The organism is Escherichia sp. E.sYA108, assembly GCF_011754335.1.
Lineage (GTDB): Bacteria > Pseudomonadota > Gammaproteobacteria > Enterobacterales > Enterobacteriaceae > Escherichia > Escherichia coli.
In genome coordinates this window covers 4,266,353-4,286,964 of record NZ_JAAQVZ010000001.1, presented here as the reverse complement: position 1 = coordinate 4,286,964, position 20,612 = coordinate 4,266,353, and the positions used below count along the sequence as shown (strand labels likewise).

Here is a 20,612-nt window from a genome sequence, read left to right as displayed (position 1 = left end):
GCCGTTTTTATTGACGGTGGTAAAGCCGATTAATCTTCCAGATCACCGCAGAAGCGATAACCTTCACCGTGAATGGTGGCGATGATTTCCGGCGTATCCGGCGTAGATTCGAAATGTTTACGAATACGGCGGATCGTCACGTCTACAGTACGGTCGTGCGGTTTCAGCTCACGGCCAGTCATTTTCTTCAGCAGTTCAGCACGGGACTGAATTTTGCCTGGGTTTTCACAGAAGTGAAGCATGGCGCGGAACTCGCTGCGCGGCAGCTTGTACTGCTCGCCATCAGGGCCAATCAACGAACGGCTGTTGATGTCCAGTTCCCAACCATTGAACTTGTAGCTTTCAACGCTACGACGTTCTTCGCTGACAGTACCCAGATTCATGGTACGGGACAGCAGGTTGCGTGCACGAATAGTCAGTTCACGCGGGTTGAACGGTTTGGTGATGTAGTCATCTGCACCGATTTCGAGGCCGAGAATTTTATCGACTTCGTTGTCACGGCCAGTCAGGAACATCAACGCAACATTCGCCTGCTCGCGCAGTTCACGCGCTAACAGAAGACCGTTTTTACCCGGCAGATTGATATCCATGATCACCAGGTTGATGTCATATTCAGAGAGGATCTGATGCATTTCCGCGCCATCTGTCGCTTCGAAAACATCATAGCCTTCCGCTTCGAAAATACTTTTCAACGTGTTGCGTGTTACCAACTCGTCTTCAACGATAAGAATGTGCGGGGTCTGCATGTTTGCTACCTAAATTGCCAACTAAATCGAAACAGGAAGTACAAAAGTCCCTGACCTGCCTGATGCATGCTGCAAATTAACATGATCGGCGTAACATGACTAAAGTACGTAATTGCGTTCTTGATGCACTTTCCATCAACGTCAACAACATCATTAGCTTGGTCGTGGGTACTTTCCCTCAGGACCCGACAGTGTCAAAAACGGCTGTCATCCTAACCATTTTAACAGCAATATAACAGGCTAAGAGGGGCAGGACACCCAATAAAACTACGCTTCGTTGACATATATCAAGTTCAATTGTAGCACGTTAACAGTTTGATGAAATGATCGTATCTAAATGCTAGCTTTCGTCACATTATTTTAATAATCCAACTAGTTGCATCATACAACTAATAAACCTGGTGAATCCAATTATCGAGATTTATTTTTTATAAAATTATCCTAAGTAAACAGAAGGATATGTAGCATTTTTTAACAATTCAATCGTTAGTACAGTCAGGAAATAGTTTAGCCTTTTTTAAGCTAAGCAAAGGGCTTTTCCTGCGACTTACGTTAAGAATTTGTAAATTCGCAACGCGTAATAAGTTGACAATGATCACCCTGTTCGCGGTTATTTGGTCAAGAAGAGTGGCAATATGCGTATAACGATTATTCTGGTTGCACCCGCCAGAGCAGAAAATATTGGGGCAGCGGCGCGGGCAATGAAAACGATGGGTTTTAGCGAACTGCGGATTGTTGATAGTCAGGCACACCTGGAGCCAGCCGCCCGTTGGGTCGCACATGGATCTGGTGATATTATTGATAATATTAAAGTTTTCAAGACACTAGCTGAATCGTTACACGATGTCGATTTCACTGTTGCCACCACTGCGCGCAGTCGGGCGAAATATCATTACTACGCTACGCCAGTAGAACTGGTGCCGCTGTTAGAGGAAAAATCTTCATGGATGAGCCATGCCGCTCTGGTGTTTGGTCGCGAAGATTCCGGGCTGACTAACGAAGAGTTAGCGTTGGCTGACGTTCTTACTGGTGTGCCGATGGTGGCGGATTATCCTTCGCTCAATCTGGGGCAGGCAGTGATGGTCTATTGCTATCAATTAGCAACATTAATACAACAACCGGCGAAAAGTGACACAACGGCAGACCAACATCAACTGCAAGCTTTACGCGAACGAGCCATGACATTGCTGACGACTCTGGCAGTGGCAGATGACATAAAACTGGTCGACTGGTTACAACAACGCCTGGGGCTTTTAGAGCAACGAGACACGGCAATGTTGCACCGTTTGCTGCATGATATTGAAAAAAATATCACCAAATAAAAAACGCCTTAGTAAGTGATTTTCAGCTTTTCATTCTGACTGCAACGGGCAATATGTCTCTGTGTGGATTAAAAAAAGAGTGTCTGATAGCAGCTTCTGAACTGGTTACCTGCCGTGAGTAAATTAAAATTTTATTGACTTAGGTCACTAAATACTTTAACCAATATAGGCATAGCGCACAGACAGATAAAAATTACAGAGTACACAACATCCATGAAACGCATTAGCACCACCATTACCACCACCATCACCATTACCACAGGTAACGGTGCGGGCTGACGCGTACAGGAAACACAGAAAAAAGCCCGCACCTGACAGTGCGGGCTTTTTTTTCGACCAAAGGTAACGAGGTAACAACCATGCGAGTGTTGAAGTTCGGCGGTACATCAGTGGCAAATGCAGAACGTTTTCTGCGGGTTGCCGATATTCTGGAAAGCAATGCCAGGCAGGGGCAGGTGGCCACCGTCCTCTCTGCCCCCGCCAAAATCACCAACCATCTGGTAGCGATGATTGAAAAAACCATTAGCGGCCAGGATGCTTTACCCAATATCAGCGATGCCGAACGTATTTTTGCCGAACTTCTGACGGGACTCGCCGCCGCCCAGCCGGGATTTCCGCTGGCACAATTGAAAACTTTCGTCGACCAGGAATTTGCCCAAATAAAACATGTCCTGCATGGCATCAGTTTGTTGGGGCAGTGCCCGGATAGCATCAACGCTGCGCTGATTTGCCGTGGCGAGAAAATGTCGATCGCCATTATGGCCGGCGTGTTAGAAGCGCGTGGTCACAACGTTACCGTTATCGATCCGGTCGAAAAACTGCTGGCAGTGGGTCATTACCTCGAATCTACCGTTGATATTGCTGAATCCACCCGCCGTATTGCGGCAAGCCGCATTCCGGCTGACCACATGGTGCTGATGGCTGGTTTCACTGCCGGTAATGAAAAAGGCGAGCTGGTGGTTCTGGGACGCAACGGTTCCGACTACTCCGCTGCGGTGCTGGCGGCCTGTTTACGCGCCGATTGTTGCGAGATCTGGACGGATGTTGACGGTGTTTATACCTGCGATCCGCGTCAGGTGCCCGATGCGAGGTTGTTGAAGTCGATGTCCTATCAGGAAGCGATGGAGCTTTCTTACTTCGGCGCTAAAGTTCTTCACCCCCGCACCATCACCCCCATCGCCCAGTTTCAGATCCCTTGCCTGATTAAAAATACCGGAAATCCTCAAGCACCAGGTACGCTCATTGGTGCCAGCCGTGATGAAGACGAATTACCGGTCAAGGGCATTTCCAATCTGAATAACATGGCAATGTTCAGCGTTTCCGGCCCGGGGATGAAAGGGATGGTTGGCATGGCGGCGCGCGTCTTTGCAGCGATGTCACGCGCCCGTATTTCCGTGGTGCTGATTACGCAATCATCTTCCGAATACAGTATCAGTTTCTGCGTTCCGCAAAGCGACTGTGTGCGAGCTGAACGGGCAATGCAGGAAGAGTTCTACCTGGAACTGAAAGAAGGTTTACTGGAGCCGTTGGCGGTGACGGAACGGCTGGCCATTATCTCGGTGGTAGGTGATGGTATGCGCACCTTACGTGGGATCTCGGCGAAATTCTTTGCCGCGCTGGCCCGCGCCAATATCAACATTGTCGCCATTGCTCAGGGATCTTCTGAACGCTCAATCTCTGTCGTGGTCAATAACGATGATGCGACCACTGGCGTGCGCGTTACTCATCAGATGCTGTTCAATACCGATCAGGTTATCGAAGTGTTTGTGATTGGCGTCGGTGGCGTTGGCGGTGCGCTGCTGGAGCAACTGAAGCGTCAGCAAAGCTGGTTGAAGAATAAACATATCGACTTACGTGTCTGCGGTGTTGCTAACTCGAAGGCACTCCTCACCAATGTACATGGCCTTAATCTGGAAAACTGGCAGGAAGAACTGGCGCAAGCCAAAGAGCCGTTTAATCTCGGGCGCTTAATTCGCCTCGTGAAAGAATATCATCTGCTGAACCCGGTCATTGTTGACTGTACTTCCAGCCAGGCAGTGGCGGATCAATATGCCGACTTCCTGCGCGAAGGTTTCCACGTTGTTACGCCGAACAAAAAGGCCAACACCTCGTCGATGGATTACTACCATCAGTTGCGTTATGCGGCGGAAAAATCGCGGCGTAAATTCCTCTATGACACCAACGTTGGGGCTGGATTACCGGTTATCGAGAACCTGCAAAATCTGCTCAATGCTGGTGATGAATTGATGAAGTTCTCCGGCATTCTTTCAGGTTCGCTTTCTTATATCTTCGGCAAGTTAGACGAAGGCATGAGTTTCTCCGAGGCGACCACACTGGCGCGGGAAATGGGTTATACCGAACCGGACCCGCGAGATGATCTTTCTGGTATGGATGTGGCGCGTAAGCTATTGATTCTCGCTCGTGAAACGGGACGTGAACTGGAGCTGGCGGATATTGAAATTGAACCTGTGCTGCCCGCAGAGTTTAACGCCGAGGGTGATGTCGCCGCTTTTATGGCGAATCTGTCACAGCTCGACAATCTCTTTGCCGCGCGTGTGGCGAAGGCCCGTGATGAAGGAAAAGTTTTGCGCTATGTTGGCAATATTGATGAAGATGGCGTCTGCCGCGTGAAGATTGCCGAAGTGGATAGTAATGATCCGCTGTTCAAAGTGAAAAATGGCGAAAACGCCCTGGCCTTCTATAGCCACTATTATCAGCCGCTGCCGTTGGTACTGCGCGGATATGGTGCGGGCAATGACGTTACAGCTGCCGGTGTCTTTGCTGATCTGCTACGTACCCTCTCATGGAAGTTAGGAGTCTGACATGGTTAAAGTTTATGCCCCGGCTTCCAGTGCCAATATGAGCGTCGGGTTTGATGTGCTCGGGGCGGCGGTGACACCTGTTGATGGTGCATTGCTCGGAGATGTAGTCACGGTTGAGGCGGCAGAGACATTCAGTCTCAACAACCTCGGACGCTTTGCCGATAAGCTGCCGTCAGAACCTCGGGAAAATATCGTTTATCAGTGCTGGGAGCGTTTTTGCCAGGAGCTGGGTAAGCAAATTCCAGTGGCGATGACTCTGGAAAAGAATATGCCAATCGGCTCGGGCTTAGGCTCCAGTGCCTGTTCGGTGGTCGCGGCGCTGATGGCGATGAATGAACACTGTGGCAAGCCGCTTAATGACACTCGTTTGCTGGCTTTGATGGGCGAGCTGGAAGGACGAATCTCCGGCAGCATTCATTACGACAACGTGGCACCGTGTTTTCTTGGTGGTATGCAGTTGATGATCGAAGAAAACGACATCATCAGCCAGCAAGTGCCTGGGTTTGATGAGTGGCTGTGGGTGCTGGCGTATCCGGGGATTAAAGTCTCGACGGCAGAAGCCAGGGCTATTTTACCGGCGCAGTATCGCCGCCAGGATTGCATTGCGCACGGGCGACATTTGGCAGGCTTCATTCACGCCTGCTATTCCCGTCAGCCTGAGCTTGCCGCGAATCTGATGAAAGATGTTATCGCTGAACCCTACCGTGAACGGTTACTGCCTGGTTTCCGGCAGGCGCGGCAGGCGGTCGCGGAAATCGGCGCGGTAGCGAGCGGTATCTCCGGCTCCGGCCCGACTTTGTTCGCTCTGTGTGACAAGCCGGATACCGCCCAGCGCGTTGCCGACTGGTTGGGTAAGAACTACCTGCAAAATCAGGAAGGTTTTGTTCATATTTGCCGGCTGGATACGGCGGGCGCACGAGTACTGGAAAACTAAATGAAACTCTACAATTTGAAAGATCACAATGAGCAGGTCAGCTTTGCGCAAGCCGTAACCCAGGGGTTGGGCAAAAATCAGGGGCTGTTTTTCCCGCACGACCTGCCGGAATTCAGCCTGACTGAAATTGATGAGATGCTGAAGCTGGATTTTGTCACCCGCAGTGCGAAGATCCTCTCGGCGTTTATTGGTGATGAAATCCCGCAGGAAATCCTGGAAGAGCGCGTACGCGCGGCGTTTGCCTTCCCGGCTCCGGTCGCCAATGTTGAAAGCGATGTCGGTTGTCTGGAATTGTTCCACGGGCCAACGCTGGCATTTAAAGATTTCGGCGGTCGCTTTATGGCACAAATACTGACCCATATTGCGGGCGATAAGCCAGTGACCATTCTGACCGCGACATCCGGTGATACTGGAGCGGCAGTGGCTCATGCTTTCTACGGTTTACCGAATGTGAAAGTGGTTATCCTCTATCCACGAGGCAAAATCAGTCCACTGCAAGAAAAACTGTTCTGTACATTGGGCGGCAATATCGAAACTGTTGCCATCGACGGCGATTTCGATGCCTGTCAGGCGCTGGTGAAGCAGGCGTTTGATGATGAAGAACTGAAAGTGGCGCTGGGGCTAAACTCTGCTAACTCCATTAACATCAGCCGTTTGCTGGCGCAGATTTGCTACTACTTTGAAGCTGTTGCGCAGCTGCCGCAGGAAGCGCGCAACCAGCTGGTTGTCTCGGTGCCAAGCGGAAACTTCGGCGATTTGACGGCGGGTCTGCTGGCGAAGTCACTCGGTCTGCCGGTGAAACGTTTTATTGCTGCGACCAACGTGAACGATACCGTGCCACGTTTCCTGCACGACGGTCAGTGGTCACCCAAAGCGACTCAGGCGACGTTATCCAATGCGATGGATGTTAGCCAGCCAAACAACTGGCCGCGTGTGGAAGAGTTGTTCCGCCGCAAAATCTGGCAACTGAAAGAGCTGGGGTATGCAGCCGTGGATGATGAAACCACGCAACAGACAATGCGTGAGTTAAAAGAACTGGGCTATACCTCGGAGCCGCACGCTGCCGTAGCTTATCGTGCGCTGCGTGACCAGTTGAATCCAGGCGAATATGGCTTGTTCCTCGGCACCGCGCATCCGGCGAAATTTAAAGAGAGCGTGGAAGCGATTCTCGGTGAAACGTTGGATCTGCCAAAAGAGCTGGCAGAACGTGCTGATTTACCCTTGCTTTCGCATAACCTGCCCGCCGATTTTGCTGCGTTGCGTAAATTGATGATGAATCATCAGTAACATCTATTCATTATCTCAATCAGGCCGGGTTTGCTTTTATGCAGCCCGGCTTTTTTATGAAGAAAATATGGAGAAAAATGACAGGGAAAAAGGAGAAATTCTCAATAAATGCGGTAATTTAGAGATTAGGATTGCGGAGAATAACAACTGCCGTTCTCATCGCGTAATCTCCGGATATCGACCCATAACGGGCAATGATAAAAGGAGTAACCTGTGAAAAAGATGCAATCTATCGTACTCGCACTTTCCCTGGTTCTGGTCGCTCCCATGGCAGCGCAGGCTGCGGAAATTACGCTAGTCCCGTCAGTAAAATTACAGATAGGCGATCGTGATAATCGTGGCTATTACTGGGATGGCGGTCACTGGCGCGACCACGGCTGGTGGAAACAACATTATGAATGGCGAGGCAATCGCTGGCACCCATATGGACCGCCGCCATCGCCGCGCCATAACAAGCACAATGATCATCGTGGCGATCATCGTCCGGGGCCTGACAAACATCATCGCTAAATATCAATGCCGGATTGCCATCCGGCATTATCCGGCATTATCCGGCATTGACTACAAACTTAACGTTGTTCGTAGCGTTTAAACACCAGTTCGCCATTGCTGGAGGAAGCTTCATCAAAGAAGTAACCTTCGCTATTAAAACCAGTCAGTTGCTCTGGTTTGGTCAGCCGATTTTCAATAATGAAACGACTCATCAGACCGCGTGCTTTCTTAGCGTAGAAGCTGATTATCTTAAATTTGCCGTTCTTCTCATCGAGGAACACTGGTTTGATAATCTCGGCATTCAATTTCTTCGGCTTCACCGATTTAAAATACTCATCTGACGCCAGATTTATCACTACATTATCGCCTTGTGCTGCGAGCGCCTCGTTCAGCTTGTTGGTGATGATATCTCCCCAGAATTGATACAGATCTTTCCCTCGGGCATTCTCAAGACGTATCCCCATTTCCAGACGATAAGGCTGCATTAAATCGAGCGGGCGCAGTACGCCATACAAGCCGGAAAGCATTCGCAAATGCTGTTGGGCAAAATCGAAATCGTCTTCGCTGAAGGTTTCGGCCTGCAAGCCAGTGTAGACATCACCTTTAAACGCCAGAATTGCCTGGCGGGCATTCTCCGGTGTGAAATCTGGCTGCCAGTCATGAAAGCGAGCGGCGTTGATACCCGCCAGTTTGTCGCTGATGCGCATCAGGGAGCTAATCTGCGGGGGCGTCAGTTTCCGCGCTTCATGGATCAGCTGCTGGGAGTTGTCTAACAGCTCCGGCAGCGTATAGCGCGTGGTGGTCAACGGGCTTTGGTAATCAAGCGTTTTCGCAGGTGAAATAAGAATCAGCATATCCAGTCCTTGCAGGAAATTTATGCCGACTTTAGCAAAAAAAGAGAATGAGTTGATCGATAGTTGTGATTACTCCTGCGAAACATCATCCCACGCGTCTGGAGAAAGCTGGCGACCGATCTCCGGATAACGCAACGGATCAAACACCGGGCGCACGCCGAGTTTACGCTGGCGTAGATAATCACTGGCAATGGTATGAACCACAGGCGAGAGCAGTAATATGGCGGTCAAATTGGTAATAGCCATGCAGGCCATAATGATATCTGCCAGTTGCCACATCAGCGGAAAACTTAGCAAGGTGCCGCCGATGACCGTTGCGAAGGTGCAGATCCGCAGACACCAGATCGCTTTAGGGTTGTTCAGGCGTAAAAAGAAGAAATTGTTTTCGGCATAAATGTAGTTGGCAACGATGGAGCTGAAGGCAAACAGAATAACCACGAGGGTAACAAACTCCGCACCCCAGGAACCCATTAGCACCCGCATCGCCTTCTGGATAAGCTGAATACCTTCCAGCGGCATGTAGGTTGTGCCGTTACCCGCCAGTAATATCAGCATGGCGCTTGCCGTGCAGATGACCAGGGTGTCGATAAAAATGCCAATCATCTGGACAATTCCTTGCGCTGCCGGATGCGGAGGCCAGGACGCAGCTGCCGCTGCCGCGTTTGGCGTCGACCCCATTCCCGCCTCATTGGAAAACATACTGCGCTGAAAACCGTTAGTAATCGCCTGGCTTAAGGTATATCCCGCCGCGCCGCCTGCAGCTTCCTGCCAGCCAAAAGCACTCTCAAAAATAGACCAAATGACGTGGGGAAGTTGCCCGATATTCATTACGCAAATCACCAGGCAGGTCAGTACCCAGATTATCGCCATCAACGGGACAAACCCCTGCATGAGCCGGGCGACGCCATGAAGACCGCGAGTGATCGCCAGCATAGCAAAGACAGCGAGAATAATACCTGTCACCAGCGGGGGAAAATCAAAAGAAAAACTCAGGGCTCGCGCAACGGCGTTCGCCTGAACTCCGCTGAAAATTATGGCGTAGGCGATGAGCAAAAAGACGGCGAACAGAACGCCCATCCAGCGCATCCCCAGCCCGCGCGCCATATACCATGCCGGTCCGCCACGAAACTGCCCATTGGCATCACGTTCTTTATAAAGCTGTGCGAGGGAACATTCGGCAAACGAGGTCGCCATGCCGATAAATGCGGCAACCCACATCCAGAAGACGGCTCCAGGTCCACCGGCGGTAATTGCCAGCGCAACGCCGGCCAGGTTGCCGCTACCCACGCGCGCTGCAAGACTGGTACACAATGACTGAAATGAGGTTAAACCGCCTGGCTGTGGATGAATGCTATTTTTAAGACTTTTGCCAAACTGGCGGATGTAGCGAAACTGCACAAATCCGGTGCGAAAAGTGAACCAACAACCTGCGCCGAAGAGCAGGTAAATCATTACCGATCCCCAAAGGACGCTGTTAATAAAGGAGAAAAAATCTGGCATGCATATCCCTCTTATTGCCGGTCGCGATGACTTTCCTGTGTAAACGTTACCAATTGTTTAAGAAGTATATACGCTACGAGGTACTTGATAACTTCTGCGTAGCATACATGAGGTTTTGTATAAAAATGGCGGGCGATATCAACGCAGTGTCAGAAATCCGAAACAGTCTCGCCTGGCGATAACCGTCTTGTCGGCGGTTGCGCTGACGTTGCGTCGTGATATCATCAGGGCAGACCGGTTACATCCCCCTAACAAGCTGTTTAAAGAGAAATACTATCATGACGGACAAATTGACCTCCCTTCGTCAGTACACCACCGTAGTGGCCGACACTGGGGACATCGCGGCAATGAAGCTGTATCAACCGCAGGATGCCACAACCAACCCTTCTCTCATTCTTAACGCAGCGCAGATTCCGGAATACCGTAAGTTGATTGATGATGCTGTCGCCTGGGCGAAACAGCAGAGCAACGATCGCGCGCAGCAGATCGTGGACGCGACCGACAAACTGGCCGTAAATATTGGTCTGGAAATCCTGAAACTGGTTCCGGGCCGTATCTCAACTGAAGTTGATGCGCGTCTTTCCTATGACACCGAAGCGTCAATTGCGAAAGCAAAACGCCTGATCAAACTCTACAACGATGCAGGTATTAGCAACGATCGTATTCTGATCAAACTGGCTTCTACCTGGCAGGGTATCCGTGCTGCGGAACAGCTGGAAAAAGAAGGCATCAACTGTAACCTGACCCTGCTGTTCTCCTTCGCTCAGGCTCGTGCTTGTGCGGAAGCGGGCGTGTTCCTGATCTCGCCGTTTGTTGGCCGTATTCTTGACTGGTACAAAGCGAATACCGATAAGAAAGAGTACGCTCCGGCAGAAGATCCGGGCGTGGTTTCTGTATCTGAAATCTACCAGTACTACAAAGAGCATGGTTATGAAACCGTGGTTATGGGCGCAAGCTTCCGTAACATCGGCGAAATTCTGGAACTGGCAGGCTGCGACCGTCTGACCATCGCACCGGCACTGCTGAAAGAGCTGGCGGAGAGCGAAGGGGCTATCGAACGTAAACTGTCTTACACTGGTGAAGTGAAAGCGCGTCCGGCGCGTATCACTGAGTCCGAGTTCCTGTGGCAGCACAACCAGGATCCAATGGCAGTAGATAAACTGGCGGAAGGTATCCGTAAGTTTGCTGTTGACCAGGAAAAACTGGAAAAAATGATCGGCGATCTGCTGTAATCATACTTAGCGTGACCGGGAAGTCGGTCACGCTACCTCTTCTGAAACCTGTCTGTCACTCCCTTCGCAGTGTATCATTCTGTTTAACGAGACTGTTTAAACGGAAAAATCTTGATGAATACTTTACGTATTGGCTTAGTTTCCATCTCTGATCGCGCATCCAGCGGCGTTTATCAGGATAAAGGCATCCCTGCGCTGGAAGAATGGCTGACATCGGCGCTAACCACGCCGTTTGAACTGGAAACCCGCTTAATCCCCGATGAGCAGGCGATCATCGAGCAAACGTTGTGTGAGCTGGTGGATGAAATGAGTTGCCATCTGGTGCTCACCACGGGCGGAACTGGCCCGGCGCGTCGTGACGTAACGCCCGATGCGACGCTGGCAGTAGCGGACCGCGAGATGCCAGGCTTTGGTGAACAGATGCGCCAGATCAGCCTGCATTTTGTACCAACTGCGATCCTTTCGCGTCAGGTGGGGGTGATTCGCAAACAGGCGCTGATCCTTAACTTACCCGGTCAACCGAAGTCTATTAAAGAGACGCTGGAAGGTGTGAAGGACGCTGAGGGTAACGTTGTGGTGCACGGTATTTTTGCCAGCGTACCGTACTGCATTCAGTTGCTGGAAGGGCCATACGTTGAAACGGCACCGGAAGTGGTTGCAGCATTCAGACCGAAGAGTGCAAGACGCGAAGTTAGCGAATAAAAAAATCCCCCCAAGCGGGGGGATCAGACTGATGACAAACGCAAAACTGCCTGATGCGCTACGCTTATCAGGCCTACGATCTTCTTGCAATATATTGAATTTGCACGATTTTGTAGGCCGGATAAGGCGTTCACGCCGCATCCGGCATAAACAAAGCGCACGTTGTTAACAATCTTATCCCTTCGAGCGGGGGGAGCTTAATAATTAGTGAGACTCACCAATCGGCAGAACGGTGCGACCAAACTGCTCGTTCAGCACTTCACCCATCGCCAGATAGATTGCACTGGCACCGCAGATAAGACCAATCCAGCCGGCAAAGTGGATGATCGCGGCGTTACCGGCAATGTTACCGATCGCCAGCAGGGCAAACAGCACGGTCAGGCTAAAGAAAACGAATTGCAGAACGCGTGCGCCTTTCAGCGTGCCGAAGAACATAAACAGCGTAAATATGCCCCACAGACCCAGGTAGACACCAAGGAACTGTGCATTTGGCGCATCGGTCAGCCCCAGTTTCGGCATCAGCAGAATTGCAACCAGCGTCAGCCAGAAAGAACCGTAAGAGGTGAATGCGGTTAAACCGAAAGTGTTGCCTTTTTTGTACTCCAGCAGACCGGCAAAAATTTGCGCGATGCCGCCGTAGAAAATGCCCATGGCAAGAATAATACCGTCCAGAGCAAAATAACCCACGTTGTGCAGGTTAAGCAGAATGGTGGTCATGCCGAAGCCCATCAGGCCCAGCGGTGCCGGATTAGCCAACTTAGTGTTGCCCATAATTCCTCAAAAATCATCATCGAATGAATGGTGAAATAATTTCCCTGAATAACTGTAGTGTTTTCAGGGCGCGGCATAATAATCAGCCAGTGGGGCAGTGTCTACGATCTTTTGAGGGGAAAATGAAAATTTTCCCCGGTTTCCGGTATCAGACCTGAGTGGCGCTAACCATCCGGCGCAGGCAGGCGATTTGCAGTACGGCTGGAATTGTCACGCGATAGGCACTGCCGCTGACCGCTTTAACCCCATTTAATGCTGCGCCCACAGGGCCTCCCAGACCCGCGCCGCGCAGCAAACCATGCCCAAGCACGCTCATTGCTGCGTGGGTGCGTAAAATGCGGGTCAATTGGCTGGAAAGCAAATGCGACACACCTTTTGCCAATAATTTGTCTTTCATCAGCAGCGGCAGCAGCTCTTCCAGCTCATTCACCCTGGCATCGACCGCGTGCAGAAACTCCTGCTTATGTTCCTCGTCCATTTTCTTCCAGGTATTACGCAGAAATTGTTCCAGTAACTGTTGCTCAATTTCAAACGTAGACATCTCTTTGTCGGCTTTCAGCTTCAATCGCTTTGAAACATCGAGCAAAATGGCGCGATACAATTTACCGTGTCCGCGCAGTTTGTTGGCGATACTATCGCCACCAAAATGCTGAAATTCTCCGGCAATCAGCTGCCAGTTGCGGCGGTGTCGCTCGGGATGTCCTTCCATCGATTTAAACAGTTCGTTGCGCATCAGTACGCTGGAGAGGCGAGTTTTGCCTTTTTCATTATGGGTGAGCAGCCGGGCGAAATTTGCCAACTGTTCCTCACTACAATGCTGGAGAAAATCCAGATCTGAATCATTCAGGTAATTAACATTCATTTTTTGTGGTTTCTATATTCTGGCGTTAGTCGTCGCCGATAATTTTCAGCGTGGCCATATCCGATGAGTTCACTGTATGACCGGAAAAGGTGATTTTTGAGACGCAGCGTTTGTTGTCGTTATCGCTGTTAATGTTGATCCAGTCAGTGGTTTGCTCTTCTTTTATTTCTGAAGGAATATTCAGGGTCTGACTGGCGCTTCGGGTGGCTTTGAAATAAATCGATGCACCGCTTAACTGCAAATCGCCATGGTCGGCTGAGAGTTGTATGCGTTTAACAATGCGACAAACAGGAAGTTTCAGCGCCAGATCGTTGGTTTCGTTTCGCGGCATTGCAATGACGCCGAGGATTTTATGGTCGTTTGCCTGCGCCGTGCAGCACAGCATCAGGCTAATCGCCAGGCTGGCGGAAATCGTAATAACGGATTTCATAAGGATTCTCTTGGTGGGGAGGGGTAAGGGGATGAAACTAGTTTACTGCTGATAAAGAGAAGTTTCAGGTACGTAATATTTTCTTTTTATTACAATTTTTTGATGAATGCCTTGGCTGCGATTCATTCTTTATATGAATAAAATTGTTGTCAGTTTCACGTCTTGTCCTGCCATATCGCGAAATTTCTGCGCAAAAGCACAAAAAATTTTTGCATCTCCCCCTTGATGACGTGGGTTACGACCCCATTTAGTAGTCAACCGCAGTGAGTGAGTCTGCAAAAAAATGAAATTGGGCAGTTGAAACCAGACGTTTCGCCCCTATTACAGACTCACAACCACATGATGACCGAATATATAGTGGAGACGTTTAGATGGGTAAAATAATTGGTATCGACCTGGGTACTACCAACTCTTGTGTAGCGATTATGGATGGCACCACTCCTCGTGTACTGGAGAACGCCGAAGGCGATCGCACCACGCCTTCTATCATTGCCTATACCCAGGATGGTGAAACTCTGGTTGGTCAGCCGGCTAAACGTCAGGCAGTGACGAACCCGCAAAACACCCTGTTTGCGATTAAACGCCTGATTGGCCGCCGCTTCCAGGACGAAGAAGTACAGCGTGATGTTTCCATCATGCCGTTCAAAATTATTGCTGCTGATAACGGCGACGCATGGGTCGAAGTTAAAGGCCAGAAAATGGCACCGCCGCAGATCTCTGCAGAAGTGCTGAAAAAAATGAAGAAAACCGCTGAAGATTACCTGGGTGAACCGGTAACTGAAGCTGTTATTACCGTACCGGCATACTTTAACGATGCTCAGCGTCAGGCAACCAAAGACGCAGGCCGTATCGCTGGTCTGGAAGTAAAACGTATCATCAACGAACCGACCGCAGCTGCGCTGGCTTACGGTCTGGACAAAGGTACTGGCAACCGTACTATCGCGGTTTATGACCTGGGTGGTGGTACTTTCGATATTTCCATTATCGAAATCGACGAAGTTGACGGCGAAAAAACCTTCGAAGTTCTGGCAACCAACGGTGATACCCACCTGGGTGGTGAAGACTTCGACAGTCGTCTGATCAACTATCTGGTTGAAGAATTCAAGAAAGATCAGGGCATTGACCTGCGCAACGATCCGCTGGCAATGCAGCGCCTGAAAGAAGCGGCAGAAAAAGCGAAAATCGAACTGTCTTCCGCTCAGCAGACCGACGTTAACCTGCCGTACATCACTGCAGACGCGACCGGTCCGAAACACATGAACATCAAAGTGACTCGTGCGAAACTGGAAAGCCTGGTTGAAGATCTGGTAAACCGTTCCATTGAGCCGCTGAAAGTTGCACTGCAGGACGCTGGCCTGTCCGTATCTGATATCGACGACGTTATCCTCGTTGGTGGTCAGACTCGTATGCCAATGGTTCAGAAGAAAGTTGCTGAATTCTTTGGTAAAGAGCCGCGTAAAGATGTTAACCCGGACGAAGCTGTAGCCATCGGTGCTGCTGTTCAGGGTGGTGTTCTGACTGGTGACGTAAAAGACGTACTGCTGCTGGACGTTACCCCGCTGTCTCTGGGTATCGAAACCATGGGCGGTGTGATGACCACGCTGATCGCGAAAAACACCACTATCCCGACCAAGCACAGCCAGGTGTTCTCTACCGCTGAAGACAACCAGTCTGCGGTAACCATCCATGTGCTGCAGGGTGAACGTAAACGTGCGGCTGATAACAAATCTCTGGGTCAGTTCAACCTGGATGGTATCAACCCGGCACCGCGCGGCATGCCGCAGATCGAAGTTACCTTCGATATCGATGCTGACGGTATCCTGCACGTTTCCGCGAAAGACAAAAACAGCGGTAAAGAGCAGAAGATCACTATCAAGGCTTCTTCTGGTCTGAACGAAGATGAAATCCAGAAAATGGTACGCGACGCAGAAGCTAACGCCGAAGCTGACCGTAAGTTTGAAGAGCTGGTACAGACTCGCAACCAGGGCGACCATCTGCTGCACAGCACCCGTAAGCAGGTTGAAGAAGCAGGCGACAAACTGCCGGCTGACGACAAAACTGCTATCGAGTCTGCGCTGACTGCACTGGAAACTGCTCTGAAAGGTGAAGACAAAGCCGCTATCGAAGCGAAAATGCAGGAACTGGCACAGGTTTCCCAGAAACTGATGGAAATCGCCCAGCAGCAACATGCCCAGCAGCAGACTGCCGGTGCTGATGCTTCTGCAAACAACGCGAAAGATGACGATGTTGTCGACGCTGAATTTGAAGAAGTCAAAGACAAAAAATAATCGCCCTATAAACGGGTAATTATACTGACACGGGCGAAGGGGAATTTCCTCTCCGCCCGTGCATTCATCTAGGGGCAAATCAAAAAAGATGGCTAAGCAAGATTATTACGAGATTTTAGGCGTTTCCAAAACAGCGGAAGAGCGTGAAATCAAAAAGGCCTACAAACGCCTGGCCATGAAATACCACCCGGACCGTAACCAGGGTGACAAAGAGGCCGAGGCGAAATTTAAAGAGATCAAGGAAGCTTATGAAGTTCTGACCGACTCGCAAAAACGTGCGGCATACGATCAGTATGGTCATGCTGCGTTTGAGCAAGGCGGCATGGGCGGCGGCGGTTTTGGCGGCGGCGCAGACTTCAGCGATATTTTTGGTGACGTTTTCGGCGATATTTTTGGCGGCGGACGTGGTCGTCAACGTGCGGCGCGCGGTGCTGATTTACGCTATAACATGGAGCTCACCCTCGAAGAAGCTGTACGTGGCGTGACCAAAGAGATCCGCATTCCGACTCTGGAAGAGTGTGACGTTTGCCACGGTAGCGGTGCAAAACCAGGTACACAGCCGCAGACCTGTCCGACCTGTCATGGTTCTGGCCAGGTGCAGATGCGCCAGGGTTTCTTTGCCGTGCAGCAGACCTGTCCACACTGTCAGGGCCGCGGTACGCTGATCAAAGATCCGTGCAACAAATGTCATGGTCATGGTCGTGTTGAGCGCAGCAAAACGCTGTCCGTTAAAATCCCGGCAGGGGTGGACACTGGAGACCGCATCCGTCTTGCGGGCGAAGGTGAAGCGGGTGAACACGGCGCACCGGCAGGCGATCTGTACGTTCAGGTTCAGGTTAAACAGCACCCGATTTTCGAGCGTGAAGGCAACAACCTGTATTGCGAAGTCCCGATCAACTTCGCTATGGCGGCGCTGGGTGGTGAAATCGAAGTACCGACCCTTGATGGTCGCGTCAAACTGAAAGTGCCTGGCGAAACCCAGACCGGTAAGCTGTTCCGTATGCGCGGTAAAGGCGTCAAGTATGTCCGCGGTGGCGCACAGGGTGATTTGCTATGCCGCGTTGTTGTCGAAACACCGGTAGGTTTGAACGAGAAGCAGAAACAGCTGCTGCAAGAGCTGCAAGAAAGCTTTGGTGGCCCAACCGGCGAGCACAACAGCCCGCGTTCAAAGAGCTTCTTTGATGGCGTGAAGAAGTTTTTTGACGACCTGACTCGCTAACCTCCCCAAAAGCCTGCCCGTGGGCAGGCCAGGGTAAAAACCAGGGTGCGTTGAAGATATGCGAGCACCTGTAAAGTGGCGGGGATCACTCCCCGCCGTTGCTCTTACTCGGATTCGTAAGCCGTGAAAACAGCAACCTCCGTCTGGCCAGTTCGGATGTGAACCTCACAGAGGTCTTTTCTCGTTACCAGCGCCGCCACTACGGCGGTGATACAGATGACGATCAGGGCGACAATCATCGCCTTATGCTGCTTCATTGCTCTCTTCTCCTTGACCTTTCGGTCAGTAAGAGGCACTCTACATGTGTTCTGCATATAGGGGGCCTCGGGTTGATGGTAAAATATCACTCGGGGCTTTTCTCTATCTGCCGTTCAGCCAATGCCTGAGACAGACAGCCTCAAGCACCCGCCGCTATTATACTGCGCTTTTAATTCACTTCTGTTTTATCAATTCTTTTTCTGAAGACGCCTCGCATTTTTGCGGAATAATATTTCAATACATCAATTTATTTAACTTAAATATATCCAGGGATTCACAAAAAAAGGTGTTTTCCTCTATCAAAAGTGAATGGCTAAAGGAAATTAATTATTAAAGGTTACTGTAATACTATAGAGAGACAAAGAAATACGTTCAGCAGCTAATGCTAAGTTCATCATGAAAAATGCCTATAAATCAAAGGGTGATGTTTAAAACAGACACATTTTCTGAAACACGATATCCCTCCGCCCGTTCGCAAAAGTAATCTGCGATCTTCATCACGCTTCGATAGTCATCTTTAAATATACTGGCCTGGTCATTCTTAATAAAAATGAATTGTCTGGTGTATTAATTCCTATGGAATCATAAAAACAATGAATGGAGAACATATTATATGTCTGCCAAAAGACGACTTCTTATTGCGTGTACCTTGATAACAGCTATCTATCATTTTCCTGCATATTCTTCATTAGAATATAAAGGAACCTTTGGTTCAATAAATGCGGGTTATGCAGACTGGAACAGTGGATTTGTAAACACTCACCGTGGTGAAGTATGGAAAGTGACTGCGGATTTTGGGGTAAATTTTAAAGAAGCAGAATTTTACTCATTTTATGAAAGTAATGTACTCAATCATGCTGTAGCAGGGAGAAATCATACGGTTTCAGCAATGACGCATGTCAGACTCTTTGACTCTGATATGACATTCTTTGGCAAAATTTATGGCCAATGGGATAACTCATGGGGTGACGATCTGGACATGTTTTATGGATTCGGTTACCTCGGCTGGAACGGCGAGTGGGGCTTTTTTAAACCGTATATTGGATTGCATAATCAATCTGGTGACTACGTATCAGCTAAATATGGTCAAACGAATGGTTGGAATGGTTATGTTGTTGGCTGGACAGCAGTATTACCATTTACGTTATTTGACGAAAAATTTGTTTTATCTAACTGGAATGAAATAGAACTGGACAGGAACGATGCTTACACGGAGCAGCAATTTGGCCGGAACGGGTTAAATGGCGGTTTAACTATTGCCTGGAAGTTCTATCCTCGCTGGAAAGCAAGTGTGACGTGGCGTTATTTCGATAATAAGCTGGGCTACGATGGCTTTGGCGATCAAATGATTTATATGCTTGGTTATGATTTCTAATTTTTATCAGGGAATAATTATGCAGAAAACGTTAATGGCCAGTTTGATCGGCCTTGCAGTTTGCACAGGGAATGCTTTTAGTCCTGCCTTAGCCGCAGAGGCTAAACAACCTAATTTAGTCATTATTATGGCGGATGATTTAGGTTATGGCGATTTAGCAACATATGGTCATCAGATCGTTAAAACACCTAATATCGACAGGCTTGCCCAGGAAGGGGTCAAATTTACTGACTACTATGCCCCCGCTCCTTTAAGTTCACCTTCACGCGCAGGGCTATTAACCGGCCGGATGCCATTTCGTACTGGAATTCGCTCATGGATTCCTTCAGGCAAAGATGTTGCCTTAGGGCGTAACGAACTCACGATTGCTAATCTACTCAAAGCGCAAGGGTACGACACGGCAATGATGGGTAAGCTGCATCTGAATGCAGGCGGCGATCGCACCGATCAGCCACAAGCACAAGATATGGGCTTTGATTACTCACTGGCTAATACGGCGGGCTTTGTTACCGACGCCACGCTGGATAACGCTAAAGAACGCCCGCGTTATGGCATGGTTTACCCGACAGGCTGGCTACGTAATGGGCAACCCACTCCACGAGCCGATAAAATGAGCGGTGAGTATGTCAGTTCGGAAGTCGTCAACTGGCTGGATAACAAAAAGGACAGCAAGCCTTTCTTCCTCTATGTTGCTTTTACCGAAGTGCATAGCCCCCTGGCTTCGCCCAAAAAATACCTCGACATGTACTCACAATATATGAGCGCGTATCAGAAGCAGCATCCTGATTTATTTTATGGCGACTGGGCAGACAAACCCTGGCGTGGTGTGGGGGAATATTATGCCAATATCAGCTATCTGGATGCACAGGTTGGAAAAGTGCTGGATAAAATCAAAGCGATGGGTGAAGAAGATAACACAATCGTTATTTTTACCAGTGATAACGGTCCGGTAACGCGTGAAGCGCGCAAAGTGTATGAGCTGAATTTGGCAGGGGAAACGGATGGATTACGCGGTCGCAAGGATAACCTTTGGGAAGGCGGAATTCGTGTTCCAGCCATTATTAAATATGGTAAACATCTACCACAGGGAATGGTTTCAGATACACCCGTTTATGGTCTGGACTGGATGCCTACTTTAGCGAAAATGATGAACTTCAAATTACCTACAGACCGTACTTTCGATGGTGAATCGCTGGTTCCTGTTCTTGAGCAAAAAGCATTGAAACGCGAAAAGCCATTAATTTTCGGGATTGATATGCCATTCCAGGATGATCCAACCGATGAATGGGCGATCCGTGATGGTGACTGGAAGATGATTATCGATCGCAATAATAAACCGAAATATCTCTACAATCTGAAATCTGATCGTTATGAAACACTTAATCTGATCGGTAAAAAACCAGATATTGAAAAACAGATGTATGGTAAGTTTTTAAAATATAAAACTGATATTGATAATGATTCTCTAATGAAAGCCAGAGGTGATAAACCAGAAGCGGTGACCTGGGGCTAACCTGA

20 protein-coding genes and 1 other annotated feature are annotated in these 20,612 nt (G+C 49.6%); of the genes, 13 read left to right on the top strand and 7 right to left on the bottom strand.

Translation table 11 applies throughout. The annotated features are described in order from the left end of the window. Window positions 1–29: 29 nt before the first annotated feature. On the bottom strand, window positions 30–746 hold the full coding sequence (gene arcA / locus HBM92_RS20520; protein ID WP_001194358.1) for a two-component system response regulator ArcA: 717 nt from the start codon (window positions 744–746) through the stop codon (window positions 30–32). 95 nt (window positions 747–841) lie between these two features. Here arcA and yjjY point away from each other — a divergent pair, with 95 nt between their 5' ends. The 7 genes from yjjY (at window position 842) to HBM92_RS20485 (ending at window position 7,621) form a co-directional block, all read left to right on the top strand. Next, the gene (yjjY, locus tag HBM92_RS20515) at window positions 842–982 is read left to right on the top strand and encodes a protein YjjY (protein ID WP_001295754.1); all 141 of its coding nucleotides are present in this window, start codon (window positions 842–844) and stop codon (window positions 980–982) included. A 399-nt stretch (window positions 983–1,381) separates the two neighbouring features. Then, the gene (locus HBM92_RS20510; protein ID WP_001223137.1) at window positions 1,382–2,068 is read left to right on the top strand and encodes a tRNA/rRNA methyltransferase; all 687 of its coding nucleotides are present in this window, start codon (window positions 1,382–1,384) and stop codon (window positions 2,066–2,068) included. A gap of 213 nt (window positions 2,069–2,281) precedes the next feature. Beyond that, window positions 2,282–2,347 carry a thr operon leader peptide gene (thrL, locus tag HBM92_RS20505; RefSeq protein ID WP_001386572.1) on the top strand — a complete coding sequence of 22 codons (66 nt, stop codon included), beginning with the start codon at window positions 2,282–2,284 and terminating at the stop codon, window positions 2,345–2,347. After that, window positions 2,283–2,402 (top strand) — a sequence feature (Thr leader region). Its footprint overlaps the gene before it by 65 nt. A 25-nt stretch (window positions 2,403–2,427) precedes the next feature. Further along, window positions 2,428–4,890: a bifunctional aspartate kinase/homoserine dehydrogenase I gene (thrA, locus tag HBM92_RS20500; RefSeq protein ID WP_001264710.1), complete on the top strand. Its 2,463-nt coding sequence runs from the start codon at window positions 2,428–2,430 to the stop codon at window positions 4,888–4,890. A gap of 1 nt (window position 4,891) precedes the next feature. After that, window positions 4,892–5,824, top strand: a complete 933-nt coding sequence (gene thrB / locus HBM92_RS20495; RefSeq protein ID WP_000241663.1) for a homoserine kinase — start codon at window positions 4,892–4,894, stop codon at window positions 5,822–5,824. After that, complete coding sequence (gene thrC, locus HBM92_RS20490; protein WP_000781042.1) at window positions 5,825–7,111, top strand: threonine synthase; 1,287 nt, start codon at window positions 5,825–5,827, stop codon at window positions 7,109–7,111. Window positions 7,112–7,324: 213 nt separating this feature from the next. Then, window positions 7,325–7,621: a DUF2502 domain-containing protein gene (locus tag HBM92_RS20485; protein ID WP_000738734.1), complete on the top strand. Its 297-nt coding sequence runs from the start codon at window positions 7,325–7,327 to the stop codon at window positions 7,619–7,621. 59 nt (window positions 7,622–7,680) lie between these two features. Here HBM92_RS20485 and yaaA read toward each other — a convergent pair whose 3' ends face one another. Then, window positions 7,681–8,457 carry a peroxide stress protein YaaA gene (gene yaaA / locus HBM92_RS20480; RefSeq protein WP_000906193.1) on the bottom strand — a complete coding sequence of 259 codons (777 nt, stop codon included), beginning with the start codon at window positions 8,455–8,457 and terminating at the stop codon, window positions 7,681–7,683. Between the two features lie 69 nt (window positions 8,458–8,526). Further along, entirely contained in the window at window positions 8,527–9,957 is a 1,431-nt protein-coding gene (locus HBM92_RS20475) for an alanine/glycine:cation symporter family protein (protein ID WP_001112560.1), read from the bottom strand. Between the two features lie 278 nt (window positions 9,958–10,235). Here HBM92_RS20475 and tal point away from each other — a divergent pair, with 278 nt between their 5' ends. Both tal and mog read left to right on the top strand, forming a co-directional pair. Then, window positions 10,236–11,189, top strand: a complete 954-nt coding sequence (tal, locus tag HBM92_RS20470; protein ID WP_000130187.1) for a transaldolase — start codon at window positions 10,236–10,238, stop codon at window positions 11,187–11,189. A 114-nt stretch (window positions 11,190–11,303) separates the two neighbouring features. After that, window positions 11,304–11,891 (top strand): molybdopterin adenylyltransferase, encoded by a 588-nt coding sequence (gene mog / locus HBM92_RS20465; RefSeq protein ID WP_001094685.1) that lies wholly within the window; start codon window positions 11,304–11,306, stop codon window positions 11,889–11,891. Between the two features lie 204 nt (window positions 11,892–12,095). On the opposite strand, the gene satP is transcribed toward mog, so the two are convergent. The 3 genes from satP to HBM92_RS20450 all read right to left on the bottom strand — a co-directional run bounded on the left by satP (window position 12,096) and on the right by HBM92_RS20450 (window position 13,954). After that, the gene (gene satP / locus HBM92_RS20460; protein ID WP_000528533.1) at window positions 12,096–12,662 is read right to left on the bottom strand and encodes an acetate uptake transporter; all 567 of its coding nucleotides are present in this window, start codon (window positions 12,660–12,662) and stop codon (window positions 12,096–12,098) included. Between the two features lie 148 nt (window positions 12,663–12,810). Continuing rightward, window positions 12,811–13,524: an acidic protein MsyB gene (msyB, locus tag HBM92_RS20455; RefSeq protein WP_001102391.1), complete on the bottom strand. Its 714-nt coding sequence runs from the start codon at window positions 13,522–13,524 to the stop codon at window positions 12,811–12,813. A gap of 25 nt (window positions 13,525–13,549) precedes the next feature. Next, window positions 13,550–13,954, bottom strand: coding sequence for a DUF2541 family protein (locus HBM92_RS20450; RefSeq protein WP_000843687.1), 405 nt, complete (start codon window positions 13,952–13,954; stop codon window positions 13,550–13,552). Window positions 13,955–14,325: 371 nt separating this feature from the next. Here HBM92_RS20450 and dnaK point away from each other — a divergent pair, with 371 nt between their 5' ends. Further along, a complete protein-coding gene (gene dnaK, locus HBM92_RS20445; RefSeq protein WP_000516135.1) occupies window positions 14,326–16,242 on the top strand; it encodes a molecular chaperone DnaK in 1,917 nt (638 codons plus the stop codon). A gap of 88 nt (window positions 16,243–16,330) precedes the next feature. Then, on the top strand, window positions 16,331–17,461 hold the full coding sequence (gene dnaJ / locus HBM92_RS20440) for a molecular chaperone DnaJ (RefSeq protein WP_001118465.1): 1,131 nt from the start codon (window positions 16,331–16,333) through the stop codon (window positions 17,459–17,461). A 104-nt stretch (window positions 17,462–17,565) separates the two neighbouring features. Here the strand turns inward: dnaJ and mokC are convergent, their stop codons facing one another. Continuing rightward, window positions 17,566–17,718, bottom strand: a complete 153-nt coding sequence (gene mokC / locus HBM92_RS20435) for a type I toxin-antitoxin system toxin MokC (RefSeq protein ID WP_000809168.1) — start codon at window positions 17,716–17,718, stop codon at window positions 17,566–17,568. Window positions 17,719–18,332: 614 nt separating this feature from the next. On the opposite strand from mokC, the gene HBM92_RS20430 reads away from it, so the two are divergent. Together HBM92_RS20430 and HBM92_RS20425 are read left to right on the top strand one after the other, a co-directional pair. Beyond that, window positions 18,333–19,094 (top strand): outer membrane protein OmpK, encoded by a 762-nt coding sequence (locus HBM92_RS20430; RefSeq protein ID WP_001274832.1) that lies wholly within the window; start codon window positions 18,333–18,335, stop codon window positions 19,092–19,094. A gap of 19 nt (window positions 19,095–19,113) precedes the next feature. Beyond that, a complete protein-coding gene (locus HBM92_RS20425) occupies window positions 19,114–20,607 on the top strand; it encodes a sulfatase (protein WP_001443162.1) in 1,494 nt (497 codons plus the stop codon). The last annotated feature ends 5 nt before the right edge of the window (window positions 20,608–20,612 follow it).

Bases quoted from the DNA above. Each gene is read 5' to 3' on its own strand.
- arcA (WP_001194358.1), bottom strand. From the start codon at position 746: ATGCAGACCCCGCACATTCTTATCGTTGAAGACGAGTTGGTAACACGC.
- yjjY (WP_001295754.1), top strand. From the start codon at position 842: ATGACTAAAGTACGTAATTGCGTTCTTGATGCACTTTCCATCAACGTC.
- HBM92_RS20510 (WP_001223137.1), top strand. From the start codon at position 1,382: ATGCGTATAACGATTATTCTGGTTGCACCCGCCAGAGCAGAAAATATT.
- thrA (WP_001264710.1), top strand. From the start codon at position 2,428: ATGCGAGTGTTGAAGTTCGGCGGTACATCAGTGGCAAATGCAGAACGT.
- thrB (WP_000241663.1), top strand. From the start codon at position 4,892: ATGGTTAAAGTTTATGCCCCGGCTTCCAGTGCCAATATGAGCGTCGGG.
- thrC (WP_000781042.1), top strand. From the start codon at position 5,825: ATGAAACTCTACAATTTGAAAGATCACAATGAGCAGGTCAGCTTTGCG.
- yaaA (WP_000906193.1), bottom strand. From the start codon at position 8,457: ATGCTGATTCTTATTTCACCTGCGAAAACGCTTGATTACCAAAGCCCG.
- HBM92_RS20475 (WP_001112560.1), bottom strand. From the start codon at position 9,957: ATGCCAGATTTTTTCTCCTTTATTAACAGCGTCCTTTGGGGATCGGTA.
- tal (WP_000130187.1), top strand. From the start codon at position 10,236: ATGACGGACAAATTGACCTCCCTTCGTCAGTACACCACCGTAGTGGCC.
- mog (WP_001094685.1), top strand. From the start codon at position 11,304: ATGAATACTTTACGTATTGGCTTAGTTTCCATCTCTGATCGCGCATCC.
- satP (WP_000528533.1), bottom strand. From the start codon at position 12,662: ATGGGCAACACTAAGTTGGCTAATCCGGCACCGCTGGGCCTGATGGGC.
- msyB (WP_001102391.1), bottom strand. From the start codon at position 13,524: ATGAATGTTAATTACCTGAATGATTCAGATCTGGATTTTCTCCAGCAT.
- HBM92_RS20450 (WP_000843687.1), bottom strand. From the start codon at position 13,954: ATGAAATCCGTTATTACGATTTCCGCCAGCCTGGCGATTAGCCTGATG.
- dnaK (WP_000516135.1), top strand. From the start codon at position 14,326: ATGGGTAAAATAATTGGTATCGACCTGGGTACTACCAACTCTTGTGTA.
- dnaJ (WP_001118465.1), top strand. From the start codon at position 16,331: ATGGCTAAGCAAGATTATTACGAGATTTTAGGCGTTTCCAAAACAGCG.
- mokC (WP_000809168.1), bottom strand. From the start codon at position 17,718: ATGAAGCAGCATAAGGCGATGATTGTCGCCCTGATCGTCATCTGTATC.
- HBM92_RS20430 (WP_001274832.1), top strand. From the start codon at position 18,333: ATGTCTGCCAAAAGACGACTTCTTATTGCGTGTACCTTGATAACAGCT.
- HBM92_RS20425 (WP_001443162.1), top strand. From the start codon at position 19,114: ATGCAGAAAACGTTAATGGCCAGTTTGATCGGCCTTGCAGTTTGCACA.